This window comes from Dyella sp. 2YAF14, from assembly GCF_052114725.1.
Lineage (GTDB): Bacteria > Pseudomonadota > Gammaproteobacteria > Xanthomonadales > Rhodanobacteraceae > Dyella.
The window spans coordinates 44,109-60,011 of record NZ_JBFRFH010000014.1 but is presented as its reverse complement, the minus strand read 5'-3'; the positions used below and the strand labels follow the sequence as shown (position 1 = coordinate 60,011).

At 63.0% G+C, this 15,903-nt stretch carries 15 protein-coding genes; 11 read left to right on the top strand and 4 right to left on the bottom strand.

From position 1 onward, the window contains the following. Positions 1 to 12: 12 nt before the first annotated feature. The 6 genes from AB4Y82_RS17255 (at position 13) to AB4Y82_RS17230 (ending at position 4,967) form a co-directional block, all read left to right on the top strand. The gene (locus AB4Y82_RS17255; RefSeq protein WP_441604914.1) at positions 13 to 861 is read left to right on the top strand and encodes a YihY/virulence factor BrkB family protein; all 849 of its coding nucleotides are present in this window, start codon (positions 13 to 15) and stop codon (positions 859 to 861) included. Between the two features lie 179 nt (positions 862 to 1,040). Then, a complete protein-coding gene (locus tag AB4Y82_RS17250) occupies positions 1,041 to 1,193 on the top strand; it encodes a DUF3309 family protein (RefSeq protein ID WP_204636844.1) in 153 nt (50 codons plus the stop codon). A gap of 205 nt (positions 1,194 to 1,398) precedes the next feature. Beyond that, positions 1,399 to 2,583, top strand: a complete 1,185-nt coding sequence (locus AB4Y82_RS17245; protein WP_441604913.1) for a glycosyltransferase family A protein — start codon at positions 1,399 to 1,401, stop codon at positions 2,581 to 2,583. Continuing rightward, the gene (locus tag AB4Y82_RS17240) at positions 2,580 to 3,704 is read left to right on the top strand and encodes a hypothetical protein (RefSeq protein ID WP_441604912.1); all 1,125 of its coding nucleotides are present in this window, start codon (positions 2,580 to 2,582) and stop codon (positions 3,702 to 3,704) included. The genes AB4Y82_RS17245 and AB4Y82_RS17240 overlap by 4 nt, the downstream gene beginning before the upstream one ends. Then, positions 3,701 to 4,408: a PIG-L deacetylase family protein gene (locus AB4Y82_RS17235; protein WP_441604911.1), complete on the top strand. Its 708-nt coding sequence runs from the start codon at positions 3,701 to 3,703 to the stop codon at positions 4,406 to 4,408. Before AB4Y82_RS17240 ends, AB4Y82_RS17235 begins: the two co-directional genes overlap by 4 nt. After that, on the top strand, positions 4,365 to 4,967 hold the full coding sequence (locus AB4Y82_RS17230) for a class I SAM-dependent methyltransferase (protein ID WP_441604910.1): 603 nt from the start codon (positions 4,365 to 4,367) through the stop codon (positions 4,965 to 4,967). The genes AB4Y82_RS17235 and AB4Y82_RS17230 overlap by 44 nt, the downstream gene beginning before the upstream one ends. Before the next feature lie 31 nt (positions 4,968 to 4,998). On the opposite strand, the gene AB4Y82_RS17225 is transcribed toward AB4Y82_RS17230, so the two are convergent. After that, positions 4,999 to 6,933 carry a PAS domain S-box protein gene (locus tag AB4Y82_RS17225; RefSeq protein WP_441604909.1) on the bottom strand — a complete coding sequence of 645 codons (1,935 nt, stop codon included), beginning with the start codon at positions 6,931 to 6,933 and terminating at the stop codon, positions 4,999 to 5,001. Positions 6,934 to 7,072: 139 nt separating this feature from the next. Further along, complete coding sequence (locus tag AB4Y82_RS17220; protein WP_441604908.1) at positions 7,073 to 7,783, bottom strand: rRNA pseudouridine synthase; 711 nt, start codon at positions 7,781 to 7,783, stop codon at positions 7,073 to 7,075. 133 nt (positions 7,784 to 7,916) lie between these two features. Between AB4Y82_RS17220 and AB4Y82_RS17215 the strand changes: the two genes are divergently transcribed. The 5 genes from AB4Y82_RS17215 (at position 7,917) to AB4Y82_RS17195 (ending at position 14,187) form a co-directional block, all read left to right on the top strand. Beyond that, a complete protein-coding gene (locus tag AB4Y82_RS17215; RefSeq protein WP_441604907.1) occupies positions 7,917 to 9,152 on the top strand; it encodes a DUF418 domain-containing protein in 1,236 nt (411 codons plus the stop codon). 78 nt (positions 9,153 to 9,230) lie between these two features. After that, on the top strand, positions 9,231 to 9,449 hold the full coding sequence (locus tag AB4Y82_RS17210; protein WP_441604906.1) for a hypothetical protein: 219 nt from the start codon (positions 9,231 to 9,233) through the stop codon (positions 9,447 to 9,449). A 336-nt stretch (positions 9,450 to 9,785) separates the two neighbouring features. Next, the gene (locus AB4Y82_RS17205; RefSeq protein WP_441604905.1) at positions 9,786 to 11,633 is read left to right on the top strand and encodes a S41 family peptidase; all 1,848 of its coding nucleotides are present in this window, start codon (positions 9,786 to 9,788) and stop codon (positions 11,631 to 11,633) included. A gap of 403 nt (positions 11,634 to 12,036) precedes the next feature. Then, entirely contained in the window at positions 12,037 to 12,339 is a 303-nt protein-coding gene (locus tag AB4Y82_RS17200) for a hypothetical protein (RefSeq protein WP_441604904.1), read from the top strand. A 1,050-nt stretch (positions 12,340 to 13,389) separates the two neighbouring features. Then, a complete protein-coding gene (locus AB4Y82_RS17195) occupies positions 13,390 to 14,187 on the top strand; it encodes a hypothetical protein (RefSeq protein ID WP_441611526.1) in 798 nt (265 codons plus the stop codon). 45 nt (positions 14,188 to 14,232) lie between these two features. Here the strand turns inward: AB4Y82_RS17195 and AB4Y82_RS17190 are convergent, their stop codons facing one another. Together AB4Y82_RS17190 and AB4Y82_RS17185 are read right to left on the bottom strand one after the other, a co-directional pair. Continuing rightward, complete coding sequence (locus AB4Y82_RS17190; RefSeq protein WP_441604902.1) at positions 14,233 to 14,916, bottom strand: toll/interleukin-1 receptor domain-containing protein; 684 nt, start codon at positions 14,914 to 14,916, stop codon at positions 14,233 to 14,235. Positions 14,917 to 14,918: 2 nt separating this feature from the next. Further along, entirely contained in the window at positions 14,919 to 15,782 is an 864-nt protein-coding gene (locus tag AB4Y82_RS17185) for a c-type heme family protein (RefSeq protein ID WP_441604901.1), read from the bottom strand. Between the last annotated feature and the right edge of the window lie 121 nt (positions 15,783 to 15,903).

Sequence of the window (15,903 nt, the reverse complement as noted above, 5' to 3'; positions counted from 1 at the left end):
CGAGCCATCGAGATGAAGAACAAGCTTTTCATCGTGGTGAAATCGACGGTCGATGCGTTCAGCGACGACGAGTTGCTGACGCGGGCAGCGGCCTTGTCGTTCTACGCCGCGCTGTCGCTGGCGCCCTTGCTGTTGCTGCTGATGTGGAGTGTGGCCATCGTCAGGCCGGACTGGGCCGACGGCGTGACCCAGATGATCTCCACCATTGCGGGCGAACGGGCCGCGGTGGCCATCAACGACGTGCTCGGCGCCGTGCGCAATCGCCCCATGACCGGCAGCGTGGCCGGTGCGGTGAGCGTCGGCATCACCTTGTTCAGCGCGACGGCGGTGTTTGCCCAGTTGCAGGGCACGCTCAATCGCGTCTGGCGCGTGAAGCCCGAGCCAGGAGCAGCCATCGGCGCCTGGTTGCGCGCACGTGCGCGGGCGGTGGCGCTGCTGGTCGGCATCGGGTTTCTGCTGGTGATCTTTTTCATCATCGGTACGCTGATACGCCACGCCATACCCGAAGAAGGCGCGGTATGGAACGTGGTGGGGTCGATCAGCGGTTTCGCCGTGCTCTTCATCGCGTTCTGCGCCATGTACAAGGTGTTGCCGGATGCCCGGGTGGATTGGTCCGACGTCACCCTTGGCGCCTTCATCACCGGAGCGCTGCTGCAGATCGGCAAGTACGTGATCGGTTTCTACCTGCAGCGCGCGAATGTCGGCAGTGCCTACGGCTCCGCGGCCGGCCTGGTGGTGCTGCTCACCTGGACCTACTACTCCGCCGTGGTGGTCTTGACCGGTGCTTCGTTGACACGCGCACTGGCAGACGCCTTTGGCAAACCGATCCGACCCAGCGCTCACGCGGTGGAAATCGACTAGCGCCGTTTGCTAAGCGGCAACCAAACGCTGCACGCCTCTATACATTTTGCGCTTAAAAAGTTGACACGCCCGTTATCTCTTCGCGCCCACGCTTCGTGACGCAGTCTCTACTCGGGGCGGTTGCTGCCCTGGGGACATCTCATCATTGCTGGCGCTGCGGTGCCACGAAGGGAAACGCCATGTCGCTCATCCTGTTGATCATCGTCCTCGTCCTTGTGATTGGCGCCTTGCCGTCATGGCCTTATAGCCGCGGGTGGGGTTATTACCCCAGCGGCGGCCTGGGCCTGATCCTGCTGATCTTGTTGATCCTGCTGTTGATGGGTCGCATCTGACGATCTACCGATGCAGCGAGAGCAGGAACAAAGACGGCGCCCTCGTGCGCCGTCTTTGTTTTTGATCAGTTTCAGCGATTCAGCGTTCGGATCACTTTGGACTCTCAAGGGTTCGACAGGTCGTTCACTCCGCGGAACGCAGGATCGACGTCGTACACGTCCCCCACGGCACATCGCTTTGGCGTGACGTGGTGGAGGTTCCTGCATGTCGCTTCAATTCACGCTGGCCCAGCTGCCCCCTGCGGTGACGCTGCGTCGCTGCTGGACCAATGCCAGCTGGGGCTCGCGCCGGCTCGATGTCATGGTCGCCATTCCGGCTCGCAACGAAGCGGGCCGCATCGGCCGCTGCCTCGATGGGCTGGAACGTCAGGACACGCTGCGCCGTTTTGGCGTACTCGTGCTGGTCAATGGCAGCTCCGACGACACCTACGCCGAAGTCGTGGCGCGCGCGCGACGGCATGCGGCATCGCCGCTCCTGGTGGTGGAGGCGCAGCTTCCGCCGGAGCGTTGCGACGCCGGCGCTGCGCGTTGTGTCGCCATGCATCTGGCGGGTCGCTGCCTGCCCAGCGGCAGCGGCGCGATCTTCACCACCGACGCCGACAGCGTGCCGCCATCGCGCTGGATTGCCGAGTACAGCGCGCTGATCCATGCGGGATACGACGCGGTGGCCGGCCTTGCACGACTGCTGCCGGAAGACATGGAAGACATACCGCGCTCGCTGCTGCAGCGTCGGATGGCGGAAACGCGTTATGAAGCCTGCCTGGATGCGCTCGAAGCGTGGCTGGATCCCGTCGCGCACAACCCATGGCCGCGCCACTACCAGGCCAGCGGCGCCAACCTCGCCTTGAGCGCGGCCGCGATGCATTTGGTGGGAGACGCGCCGTGGCCTGCCTGTGGTGAGGACAAATCCCTGGTGCATGCGCTGGAGTTGCGCGATGGCCGCGTGCGGCACGACACCGTGCAGCAGGTGCTGACCTCCGGCAGGTTGTTCGGACGCGCGCGCGGCGGCATGGCCGATACCATGCGCAAACGGATACTGGAGCCCGATGCGCCGTGCGACGAGCGGCTGGAGTCGGTCGAACATGCCTGTTTTCGGGCTCGCACGCGGCGACTGCTGAGGGATTGCCACGCAGGACACCGCAGCGCCGAGCCGCTGGAAGCCTTGGCTGCTCGCGTCCACCTCACTACGCGCACGCTGCAGGCAGCCTTGCGCACGGGCGGGTTCGGCGCCGCCTGGCGCGTGATCGAGAGCGCTTCGCCGCGGCTGGCCAGATGGCCATTGAACCCGTCGCAACTTTCCGCGCAGTGTTCGCGCGGCGAGGCCTTGCTTGCGCGCATGCGCATCCCGCATGCGCGACAGCACGATCAGCTCGCGGGGATCACGCCATGAATGCCATCGCGATGGCACGACCGTCGACGCAGCGGGACCAGATGCTCGCCATGCCGGCCGATCTTGAGTCCACGCTGGATCGGCTCGCGGCGGAAGACGACCGCACCGACAGCGCCCCCATCGATGCGCTGAAGTATCTCGTGCACTGCGGTGCCGCCACGGCCGTGCTGCCGGCATCGCTGGGCGGTGCGGAGTTCGGATGGTCACGGCATGCATCGCCCAGTCTCGGCGAATGGCTGAGGCGACTGGGTGCATCGCATCTCTCGCTGGCGCGCCTCTATGAGGGCCACGTCAACGCCTTCCAGCTGATCTGGACCTACGGCAACCGCGCTCAGCGCGATGCCGTGAGTCGCCATGTGGCGGAAGGTGGCTGGCTCGGCGTGTGGAATGCGCCCCATCCCACGGGCCCGCTCAGGCTTTCGGATTCCGACGAAGCGTACGTGCTCGATGGCCACAAGGCCTACGCGTCCGGCGCGGGCTTGATCAACCGGCCGCTGGTGACGGCGCAGCATGAGCGGCTTGGCTATGTGATGGTATGGCCCGCGGTCGCCTGCCAGGTGGGTGCGCGCGAAGAGTGGGAGATGCACGGCATGCGTGCTTCAGTAACGTTGCCGATTCGCTACCACGCGGCCAGCGTGGCGCCCGATGCCATCATCGGCGCCGACAATGACTACCACCGTGAGCCGATGTTCAGCGCGGGCGCCTGGCGTTTTCTTGCCGCCCAGTTCGGCGCGGGAGAGCGCCTCGGTCGACTCGCGGCGCTCGCGCTCACGCGCGCCGGTCGCGATGGCGATCCGCATCAGCGTGCACGCATGGCCGACGTGGCGATAGCCGTGGAATCGGCGGCGCTTTGGGTGGAGCGCGCACGCTGGGCGGCCGATAGCGATGCGTCTTGTGCGGAGATCATCCATATCGTGCGCATGGCCCGCCTTGCCGTCGAACGCCAGCTGCTCGAGGTTATCCAGTGGGTGCACCGGTCGGTGGGCCTTGCGGCGTTCCGGCGGGATAACCCGATCGAGCGCATCACGCGCGACCTGGAAACCTACCTGCGGCAGCCGGTACCGGATCTGGTCAGGGATCGCATCGGCGAGCACATGCTCAGCTTCGCGGTGCGCCCATGACGTATGCCCAGGCGATGCAGCGTTTGCCGCTGGTGGCGCCAGAAACCCTGCTGGCGCAGCGCGGGCTGATGGTGGTAGCGCCGCATCCGGACGATGAAACGCTGGGTTGCGGTGGCCTGCTCGCGTGGGCGGCGCGCTGCGATCTGTTGCGCCATGTGGTGTTCCTTACCGACGGTGAGTGCTCGCATCCCGATAGCGAGCGCGATATGGGAGCGATCCGCCGTGGCGAGGCGATCATTGCGGCGGCGCATCTGGGCCTGAAGCCATCGCATCTGAGTTTCATGGGCCTGCCCGATACCGGCCTGTTGACCCTGGGCGGCGAGCAGCGCTTGTGGGCGACGCATTGGCTACGCCATCTCGCCGCCGAACGCAGCCCGTGCCTGATCGTGGTCACCGCCGATACCGATCCCCACGGCGATCACCGCGCGGCCTGCACCCTGATCCTGGAAGCCACGCGCGGACTGCACGGCGTGGAGGTGATGACGTATCCGATCTGGAGCTGGCTGCTGCACGACGAGCCGGCGTCGGTCAGCGGCATCCGTGTCGATATCAAAGCACATCGTGCCATCAAGGCATCGGCGATCGAGGCTTACGCCAGTCAGCAAGGCCGCCTCTCGCTCGACGTCGATGGTTTCAAGATACCCGAGGAGTTATTGCGCCATGTCCACGCCGACACCGAAGTTTTCCTCCGCCCCCAGCTATGACCATGAGTTTTTCGAGCACTTGTATACCGGCCAGGTCGATCCCTGGTCGGTACTCACCAGTGCCTACGAGCGCGACAAATACGAGGCAACGCTGCAGGCGCTGAGCAAGCCGCGCTATCGGCATGCACTGGAGCTGGGTTGTTCGATTGGTGGGCTTACACGCTTGCTTGCCACCCGCTGCGATGCCGTGACCGCAGTCGATACCAGCGCCACGGCGCTGCTGCGCGCCAGGCAGTTGTGTGACGCGCCGAACGTGACTTTCGTGCAAGCCCATCTTCCCGATGGCGACTGGGGAGGCTCGTACGACCTGGTGGTGTTGTCCGAAGTCCTCTACTACTTCTCGATACCCGCCCTGGTGCGGCTGGCCGACCGACTGTCCAAAGTGGTCATGCCCGGTACGGAATTCGTGGTGGCGCATTGGACGGGCGAGACCGACTATCCACTCACCGGCGATCGCGCCACCGAGCTGTTTCAAAGCCTGATGCGCGCCGACCTGCGCAGCCGCACGCGCCATCCCAAGTATCGGCTGGAGAGCTGGATGGCGAGCGGGACCTCGTGACTGCGCACCTCACCACGTGCGAGAGCGCACGCTAGACGTGCGCGTTCTTGGCGGCAGGCCGCGCGACAGCGGCCTCGACCACACGCACCAGATCGGCGCGACCGAATGGCTTGGGCAGACGCAGCACGTTCCTGGCCGATCCTTCGGGCAGCTCCGCATAGCCGGACGCCAGGATGATGGGCAGGCCGGGCCAGCGCGACTGGACTTCTTCGATCAACTGCAGCCCGTTCATCACCGGCATCGCGTAGTCGGTGATCATCACGTCGAAAAAGGTTTTCTGCGACAGCTGTTCCAGCGCCTCGCGCGCGGAATGCGCTTCGACGGTGACGTGGCCCAGGTCATTCAACACCGCGGTGATGGTCATGGCGATCAGCGGATCGTCGTCCACCACCAGGATGCTTTGCGCGGTGGCGTTGGCCTCGGGCTCAGGCTCGGGCGCGCGTGCCGGCGCGGCGACTGAGGTCCCGGCCATGGGCAGCCACAGTTCGGCGGTGGTGCCGCGTCCTTCCTGGCTGCGCAGCAGCAGGCGTCCGCCGGATTGCTCGGCCAGGCCGTGCACCATGGACAAACCCAGGCCCGTGCCCTTGCCGATGCCCTTGGTGGTGAAGAACGGCTCGGCTGCGCGCTCGAGCGTGGCGGGATCCATGCCGTGGCCATCGTCGGTCACGGAGAGGCTCACATAGTTGCCCGGCGGCAGGGCGGTGCGATGGCCGCTTTGCTCGATCGTCTCGTTCCTTGAAGTGATGATGATGTGCCCACCCTCGGGCATCGCATCGCGCGCATTCATCACCAGATTGAGCAGGGCCAGTTCCAACTGGTTGCCGTCCACCAGGGTCTGATGCAGCGTGAGCGGAAAGACCGTGTCGATGGTGATGGTGGGGCCGGCTGAGCGCTGCAGCAGGCTGCTGATCTCCTGCACGAGTGCGCGCAGATCGATCGCGGTGGGCTTGAGCTCCTGCTTGCGCGCGAACGCCAGCATGCGTTTGGTCAAGGCGGCACCGCGACGCGCACCGGCCAGGGCATTGCCCAGCAGATTGAGCGCCTGCGGATCATGCGTCAGCCGCGGCTCCATCAACTCCAGGCTGCCGATCACCGCCATCAGCAGGTTGTTGAAATCGTGCGCCACGCCACCGGTGAGCTGGCCGATCGCCTCCAGCTTCTGCGACTGGAACAGCGCCTCGCGTGCGTCGGCGAGCGCGGCGTCGGCATCGCGGCGTGCGGTGATGTCGCGGGTGACCTTGGCAAAACCCACGTGACGTCCGTTGTCATCGGTGATGCGGTCGATGATTACGTGCGCCCAGAACGAGGTGCCGTCCTTGCGCACGCGCCAGCCTTCGGCCTCGAAGCGACCCGTGCTCGCGGCGACACCGAGCGCGCGCTGCGGCTCGCCCGCGGCGCGATCCTCCAGCGTGTAAAACGTCGACAGATGCTTGCCGAGTATTTCCTCGCGCGTATAGCCCTTGATGCGCTGCGCGCCGGTGTTCCAGCTGGTGATGAAGCCGTCCTGGTTGAGCATGTAGATGGCGCAATCGCCGACGCCTTGCAGCAACAGGCGAAATTGCTCTTCGCTGTGGCGCAGGCGGTCTTCCGCCTGCTTGCGTTCGGTGAGGTCGCGCGTGACCGAGGCGTAGCCGATCGGCGTGCCGTCCGAGGTTTTCACCAGGTCGAGCACCATATTGGCCCAGTACTGCGTGCCATCCTTGCGGCAGCGCCAGCCCTCCGCTTCCACGCGACCTTCTTCGTAGGCGGTGACCAGCGCCAGTTCGGGTTCGCCGGCGGCGCGCGCCTCGTCGGTATAGAACATGCTCAGATGTGCACCCAGCACCTCGGACGCGGTGTAACCGGCACTACGCTCCGAACCGATGTTCCAGCTGGCAATGGTTCCATCCAGATTGATCAAACAGATGGCGTAGTCGACAACGGAGTCGACCAGCAGCTCGTACTTGTTTTGTCCCGTGGTGTTCAAGCGCCCCTCTTGGTACCGCGTAGGACTGGGTGGTCATTGTTTGTCGAGGAAACGTGTAGAACGCGTCAAATTCACGGGCTTGTTTGGTTGCTGCGTCCAGGACGCACGTCACGTGACCTGGCGCTGCCTCTTCAAGCCGTCAAAACCGATCGGTGCTCGCCAGATACCGCCATTGACCCGGCTGCAGGCGGGACATCGGGATGCGGCCGATGCGCAGGCGCCTGATCGCCAGCACCTTCAGGCCCACCGCGTTGCACATGCGCTCGACTTTCTCGATCGCAATCCGCTTCAAGGCGAAGCGCAGGTGGTTTTCGTTCTGCCAGCTCACCTTGATCGGCGGCAGCGCGTAGTTGTCGAAGCTGAGCCCATGGTTGAGCAGGGCGAGGCCATTGGGCGCCAGCTTGCCGGTCACTTCCACCACCAGTTCCTGCTCGATGCGGTCGAAGTCTTCTTCCAGGCGACGCTTGACCCGCCAGTCCTGCGTGAATACCAGCAGGCCACTGGCCGCGTCGGGCAGGGCCAGTGGCGACTCCAGTCGGGCGAAGTGACGCTTCAGCAAGCGCACGCCCGAGGCGTCGTCTTCGGCGCGGCTTTCCACGCGGACCAGCGCGCGAGCCTCATCGACCGTGACGCCGGCGGGTTTGTGCAACACCAGGGTGGCCGGTTCGGCGGGCTCGAGCTTGGCGTGCGGATCGATCTCGATGTGCTGTTCCAGCACCTTGAACTGCGGCTCCTCCACGGTCACGCCGTCCACGCGCACCCAGCCGCCTTCGATATACATTTCCGCCTCGCGTCGCGAGCACTGGGTCAGGGCGGCGACACGTTTGGCGAGGCGTTCGGGTTCGGTCATCAGCGTTGCCAGGGAGGGATGTGCGCCATTATAGGCGCTGCGGTGCCGGGTGGAGCCCGTCTTCGCAGCCGGCTGGGGCGTCGCCCTGTGGTGGCATCGTGTCTTCAGGGACGATCAGAGCAGGGGGCAAGCCATGTCGGATCACGAATCGATGAAGGAGGCGCGGCCTGTGGGTCCCGAGCGACGCATCGTCGCCATTGATGTGTTGCGGGGCGCGGCGCTGTTCGGCGTGCTCTGCGTCAATCTCATTAATGAGTTTCGGGTGTCCATTTTCCAGCAGTTTCTTCCCGCATCCACTGACGGTTCCTGGCTGGATCATGCCGTCCAGGCGACGGTGAGCATCGGCATGGAGTTGAAGGCCTTCGCGCTGTTCTCCCTGCTGTTCGGTGTGGGCCTGGCCATTCAATTCGAACGACTGGCAGCGACCTCGCGCCGTCTCCCGCTGCTGAGCCGGCGACTGCTGGTGCTGCTTGGGCTTGGCCTTATCCATCTGTGCTTTATCTGGAACGGCGACATTCTCACCGAGTACGCGCTGGTGGGCTTGCTGGCCTTGCCCTTCCTCTATGCGTCAAACCGCCTTCTTGCCGTGGCAGCCGCGGTCGCCCTCGCGATCTATGCGGCCTTGCCGTTCTGGCTGCCGGATACGTTCTTCTGGCCGAGCGGCGTCTCGCTCCAGCAGTATGTGCAAACGGCTACGGCGGTGTATGCAGGCGGCACATGGGCGGACGTCATCCGCTTCAATCTCGCTGAAATACCGCATTTGATACCGCTGCATGTGCTCGTCGCACCGCGCACGTTCGCGTTGTTCCTGCTGGGTGTGATGGCATGGCGAAGCGGTCTGCTGCGACATCCCGAGCATTATCGTCGCCTGCTTGTCGGCATGGCCGTGGTGGGCGTGGTCTTGGGATTCGCTATGAATTTGCTGGATCCATCCTCGGCTTGGCGCAGCTGGGCGCCGGTCATCTCGGTGCTAAGCACGCTCGGCCCGTTGGTGCTGGCGATAGGCTACGGGGCTGCGATCACGGTGCTTTATATGTTCACCCGGGCCGGCCGTGTGCTTGGTGTGCTGGGTCCACTCGGTCGCATGGCCTTCAGCAACTACCTGGCCCAGTCGTTGATCTTCGGCTGGATCTTCTTCGGCTATGGATTGGGTCGCTTCGGCCAGATGAGTCCATCGCACGCCATGGGCCTTGGCGTAACCGTCTATGTGTTCCAGATCATGGCCAGCCGGTGGTGGCTCGGGCGATACCGTTTTGGCCCGATGGAGTGGCTGTGGCGAACGCTCATGTACGGCGCTCGGCAGCCCTGGCGGCGCTCGACCGACACGTATGGCGAAGAGAGCGCTGGCGCCGCGTCCGAGCTGAAGTAGACTGCCGACCAGTCCATGAGTCACCGACCGCTCCGCTCTCGCTGAAACCACCATCGCACGCACACGAAGGAGTTTGGCATGGCCAGGCAATTGCTCCTGAAAGCGCTCGCCCTGATGTTCACCGGCGCGTGTCTGTACTGCGGCCTCACGGCCACGGATTTCCACGCGCTGACAGTCGGTGCTGCCGACGAGTCCACGAGCTGGCCCAAGGTGATACTCGCGGTTGCCTTCGGCATAGCGGCCGTCACTGCGCTCTACTTGTCCGCTCCGGCGAAAGAAAAAGCGTCGGAGCGTTGAAGAGGGCGGTCGGGTGAAAAAGTGGCCCGCCGGGAAGCAGCTCCCATGGCGAGGCGGGAAAGGATCCAGGGGGCACGGAAAGCCAACCCCGGCGTTATGTGCGCCAGCTGGCACTTCTAGGCTGATCGATCTAATTGTGCACCCATGGATGCCGTGACAGGATTTCCCATTCGATCTCAAGGTTGCCATCGCCCTCGCAAGCTACGGCGTCGTCCTCAAGCAAGGGCAGGTGGTACCGGTGGGCGAAGGTGCGACGTGAGCTGCCGGCTTCCGACCCGGAGCGGACGGTCGTAGTCATCGCGTGGAAGCAGATCTATCCAGGGAGCAGGGGGATCAATGCAGCCTGAAGGTTTGAAAGTCATCATCATTGCCGTCATCGCCATGGCACTCTTCGGTGCGAGCTTTGTTGGTTACATCGCCCATCTGAAGAAGGTCGCTCCCGCAAAAAGCGATCCCGCCTGGCAGGTGACCGGTGTCGACGCGGACAAGCGCTTTGCGAGATTGGGCGGGCACAAGGCATGGACAATCAGGTGCATTCAGGCTCTTTCTTTCGTGTTTTGTATAGCCACTTTTACGGCTGTGGCAGAAGATCTATCCCCGTCCCTGGGCAATCTTCCCGCACGCTACACCGAAGCGTTCAAACTCTACAAAGCTAAGCAATACGCCGAGGCCGCTGCCATCCTGGAGCCATTTCTCAAGGCCGGTTCGGAGGGCATGGATGAGCGCTGGAATCTTGCCATGTACGACCTGGCATGCTTCGAGGCTCTGGCGGGTCGCAAGGAGCTGGCGATAGATGCCTTGATGGCCTGGGAGGCCAAGGGTGGTAGTGGGTCCGCGGAGCATTTGGCCACCGATACGGATCTCTCGTCACTCCATGGAGACCCTCGCTTCGTGCAACTGGTCGAAGCGGCCCGCAACCAGGAGCATCTGTGGGCGCGCGAGCCTGGACAGGGGCTGCCAGCGGTACCGGATCTGAACGATGACGCAAAGGTGGCGGGGCTGTCCGTGGTGTGGTCGGAGACGCGCTTCAACTTTGCCTTCTTCGATCGGCAACCGGGCCTGGACTGGAACCAGGCCTATCTGGACTTCCTGCCCAAGGTGCGTGCCACCTCAACCACCGAGGAGTATTACCGCACGCTGATGCGGTTCGCCGCCATGCTCAAGGACGGCCACACCAACGTGTATCCCCCTGAGGCCCTTCAGGACGCCTTCTACGGCAAGCCTGGGTTGCACACCCAGCTGGTAGAGAGCGCGGTCGTGGTGACGAACGTGGATGACCCGGCATTGCTCACGCAGCGGTGGCGGGTAGGTGACGTGTTGCTGACGATCGACGGGGAAGACATCCGACGCTATGCGGAGCGACAGATTGCGCCTTACCAGAGCTCGTCCACGCTACAGGACTTGCAGGTTCGTACGTTCGACTACGCCTTGCTCAGCGGGCACGCAGGCAGCCAGATCCATGTGAGCGTGAAGACGGCCGCGGGCAAACTAGAGGCGCGGAGCCTGACGCGACTTGCGCTAGCGGACTGGGCGGCGTTCAAGCGAGAACGCGCTTCGTTTCAGCAAAGGCCGGACGGTATCGCCGTGCTCACCATCAACGAGTTCGAGGACACGGAAGGCACCAAGACGTTGCTGGCGAACCTGCCCAGTATCAAGGTGGCCAAGGGGCTGGTGATCGATGTCCGCGCCAATGGCGGCGGCAGCACGCCCGTGGACCTGCTGCAGGTGCTGGCCAAGGAACCGATCCGCGGCCCCCTAATCCGCACCCGCAGTTATCGCGCCGCCGACCGCGCGCGTGGCGCGCTGCCCGGCTGGACGGACCTTCCTGCGTTCCAGGCACCCGTCGACCCGGTCCACCACATCGATGTGCCGGTTGCGGTGCTGACCAGCGCACATACCTTTTCCGCAGCGGAGGATTTCGTGGCGATGTTCAAATCCATGCACCGGGGCATAACGGTGGGTGAGACCACGGCGGGAAGCACCGGGCAGCCATTGTTCTTCCAACTACCCGGTGGCGGCAGCGCGCGCGTTTGCACGCGCAATGATCGTGCGCCTGATGGGACCGTGTTCGAGGGGGAGGGCCTGCGCCCGGACATCGAAGTTTCGCCTACCGTGGAAAGTATCAAGCGAGGCAGGGACATCGCTTTGGAACGCGCGGTAAAGGCGCTGTTGGTCGCCAAGTGACGAGGCGCCCTGGCGTCTGAAACGATACGTGACCAACCGGGGGGCGCTTTCGATCCAAAGCGGACCTCGAAGCGTCAGTGGGTCTCGGAGGCCTCGGAAGGAGCGGCTACAAGTCGACAGCGGCTTTCGAGCAGTACCTGATTGATCGCGAAACAGCAGCCAATGCCGGGACCCCGATCTTGATTCTTGAGATCCAGGGGATCCCTAAGGACTTGGGTATCCGTGACGTAGTTCTGAATTTGAAAGATGGCTCCACCTGCCCTACAGGACTTCAATAATGGACGCGGGCTTCTCGCTCAAAATCGGTTTCTTGACGTTTCTTACGTGTCTTAGTTCGACGAGTTGGGCCTTATGTACGAGGGGTCATCCAACGGTCGATCAGGAGGCTGCAAGGAGCAGCGAAGTGATCATTGGCAAGGTCTTGGGCAGTAAAGATGTTATGTCGGAAGACGCACCCGACATAGTTGGCAAGACGGTTTACCGGGTGAATATAGTCAACACTTTTAAGGGCGAGAAACTGTCAGAGGTCGAAATAACCTCCGACAACACGTCTTCCAGATTCAACATGGAGAAAGGGAAGCAGTATTTACTCTTCGTGCAGACTTTTGACGGCGAGAGCCTAGTTGACTCGTGTGGAAACTCCGGAGAGCTAGGTGAGCGCGCAAGCACTGTGAAGTACCTGATGCATCTCAATTCACCAGAATAGTTCTGTGCCTTATGCACACGAATACGGGGTGCTTGATCGAATCAAACGATGGCGCGCATCAAACAGCTCTAGCGTAAGGATGAAGCTGTCTGCAAATCCCTGATGAATCATCGAAACGTCGAGTTCGCGGACCACAATCCGATGCGCGCACTTACGTGTCTCTCGTCCGCCTTCCAAGCCAAGCATATCTATCAACTTCGCCGCATCGATATAGAGGTTCCCTACGGGACAGGTCTGCGCGGAAGCTCGGTGAGGATCAGGTTTGACCACGATAGAGCCGTGGGCGGACAACTATTGAGCATTACCGCAGAAGGATATTAAGAGCGTGGGCGAGATTGTTACTGCTAATGTCTGATTCCGGACCGTAGCGGACGTGGTCGCTGTAGCAGCATTGGACCGACGTGAGGTGGGGTATGGCTATATCGTCAGCAGGTTCGCGCAACATCATCGTTGACGAGTTCAACTACAAATGGCTCGTCCGCCGTAAAGGGACCTATAGCCAGTCAAATGCCTGGACAGGGCTAAGCTTTGCAGCTGAGCTAACTGATGGTGGTGGGAGCACGTTGCATGTGACGCTGTCAGCCCCTAGGTCTGATAACTACCTTGGCGTTCCCTCAGGCGTGGTTACCCCAGGACTTGTTGCAAAGGCGATTCGAGGGGCGATGGCCGCTGGCTGGGAACCGACCAAGCGCGGGCCGAGCTTTGAGATGCAATTTGACTGCTCGGATGGGGATGACACATCCCTCGTGCCACTGGGCTAATGTCCGCTTCCGACCCGAAACGGACATTTCCACAGAGCCAAGAATGCGAGCGAGACGTGGTCTAGGTCGGGAAGAAAGTTCATGCCCATTTGAGCGTTAAGGAATGCCATGCGTACGGTGACGGTGGATCAGTTGGAGTTTGAAGACCCTCAGACCGAAGAGCACTTGGAGATAGCGATCGCATCCAGCGCTCAATTTCCGTTTCCTGACGTCGAGAGCTTCGTTTTGTCTCGAGTGGACCCCGAGGCCATGCCGAAGCCGGGCGGTTGTCACCATGGGAGGATGGATCATGACGTTGCATGATCGCTTAGGGATATTCGTCGGCTTCTTGATCGGATGGCTGGCGAGCCCGTTGGTGCTGGCGGCCGACGCAAAGCCCGAACCGCTGATCGATGGCCAGGCCGCCAGCAACATCGCGGTGATGCTGGCGGGCCGCGTGACGGGTAGCCATGACTTTGCCGTGCCGGGCATTAATTTTGACCCGGCGGCTCGCGAGTGGGTGATCCAGATCGACGCGTCGCTCGATTCCCAGACCACGAAGCACTTCGTGGCGCGAGTCAACGAGTCCACCGCTCTTGCATGCCTTGAAGCGCCGCCCGCGACGGATTGCGTTGCCAAGGAAGATCTCCATTCACTGGTGGCCAGCATCCGTCAGAAGACGGATGCATTGGCGCTGGCCAGGAAACATCCCGCGCCTGACTTGAAGCAGTTGGCGGAAGTCATCCTGCGATATCAGGTGAATGCGGATCGTCCCAGGAACACTGCTGCGCCGAAGACGCGTTATTTCGTGAGCATTCCCTCCCCGGACACCGGAGGGCAAGTGGACCTGCCACCAGAAAACCTCGCCGACCTCCGGAAGGACCATATCGAAGCCTTTCCGGGAAGCACCTGGACACAGGGGGCGGCGAACGGTTCCATGGCCATACGCTTTGCCGTCGGCCTTCCGGTTCGTCGTCAGGATGGCAATTACGACGTGGCCTATAGCTACTACTGCGGTCCCCTTTGCGCCGGCTGGTATACGGCGGTGATGGCGCATGACGCGAGCGGATGGCACGTACTGTCTTCGGTGATGAGTGCTGTTTCGTGAGGGCGAATCGGCATGGAGGGCACCCATGCACGATCGACGCGCCTTCTAGTGTCCCTTGCCAATTCGCCAGCACGCTTCAAGAAAGCGCCGACGTTCGACCTCGCCATCGATCTCTGGTGCGAGGCGTCGGGCGAGCGTCTCCAGATCGCAGCCGCCCAGCGTGGCCCGACGTACCAGATGTCCGGCCACGGGGCCGATGTGCCTGGCCAGTTCCATTTCAAGCAGGCGCAGATGCGCCGCGTCGACGCTGGCGGTTGGATGCGTGGTGCCCGTATGCGCAGTGTTCCGACCTGGCTGCTGTTCGGTGATGGAGTCGATGGTGTCGACTCTGCCGAGCGCGTTGTCGAGGTAATCGCATAGACGATCGATATGCGGCTCTAGCGGTGGCGGGAAGGCATCCATCCAGTGCTGGGTGCTGAGGAAGTACTCCAGGCTCTTGGATGGCAGTACGTTCTCCAGCCGAAACGGAAGGATCGGCAATTGCTTGTGCACGGCCCGCTCGACCTCGCGCCGCACCTGACCCGAATCGTTGCTGCTGGCGGAGAAGATCAGCAACATCAGTCGTGCACTGGTGATCGCATCGATGATTTCGGCGGCCCAGTCTGCTGCTGGGGAGATGTCGCGCGGTGCGATCCATACGCGCATGCCGCGCGCCTCCAGGCGCTGCACCAGCGCGAACGCCACTTGTCGATCCGGCTGCGAATAGCTGACGAACACGTCGTGTGCCATGGTCAGCGGCCCAGCAGTTTCATTGCCTTGTCCAGGCTCTTGCGCATGCGGTTGAAGGCCGCCGACAACGCGGCCACTTCAGAACCGCCGCCGCTCGGAAAATCGGGAGCTGAGTCATCGCCCAGGCTCACCTGGTCGGCTATTCGCGCGATGCGCCGCACCGGGCGGATCACCAGCACGTAGAGCGACGCATTGACGACCATGAGCACGATGACCAGCATCGCGGCGATGGCACTGAGCACGTCGCGACGAACGCGCCCGGCGCTGGCTTCGGCGCTGGCGAATGGCACCGAGACGATCTGCGCGCCGACCACTTCGTTCGCTTGCCAGCCAAAGCCGTTGTCGCTGCCGTAGCGCGCGAGCATGGTTGCGGGCGCTGCCGAGGGCAGGCTGTGGCAACCCAGGCAGCCGGCATCGACACGGATCGGGCGCGCCAGGTAAAGCGTCCGCCCCATCGGGGTATCGCGTGTCCCGCTCATCTCCCGGGCGCTGCTGTCGTTGCGGAAGCGCTGCACGATGTCGGCCTCCCAGTCCGTCGCGCGATCGCGTGGATTGGTCGGATTGAGCGTGGCTTCCTTATAGGCGTAGTCGGGGTGTGTTTTGTGCAGCGTGAGGAAGTTCTGCGTCGCCGCATAGAACGGCACGCTCTGCGGGCGAAACGCGCTGGCCATCTTGTCGTCCAGCAGTGGGACGATCTCGGTTTCGGTGTAGTAGCGGATCGCCGCCGCGCTGTCCATCATCAGGCCGGCCTGCGCCAGCACTTCGCGCGTCGCGTTTTGCTGCAGGGTGGAGGTCACCACCAGGGAGATCGCGATCATGCCGAGCGCGAAGGCGACGAGCAGTATCAGGTTGATCCGCAGCAGCACGCTCGGCTCCCTTGCCGGAACGCAGATCTGCCGACCTGGTCCCGACGGAGTTCATGACGGTTGGAACGTCCGTTGCGTCCTGCAGTCACGTTACTCCTGCCACCGGGAAATCATGACACAA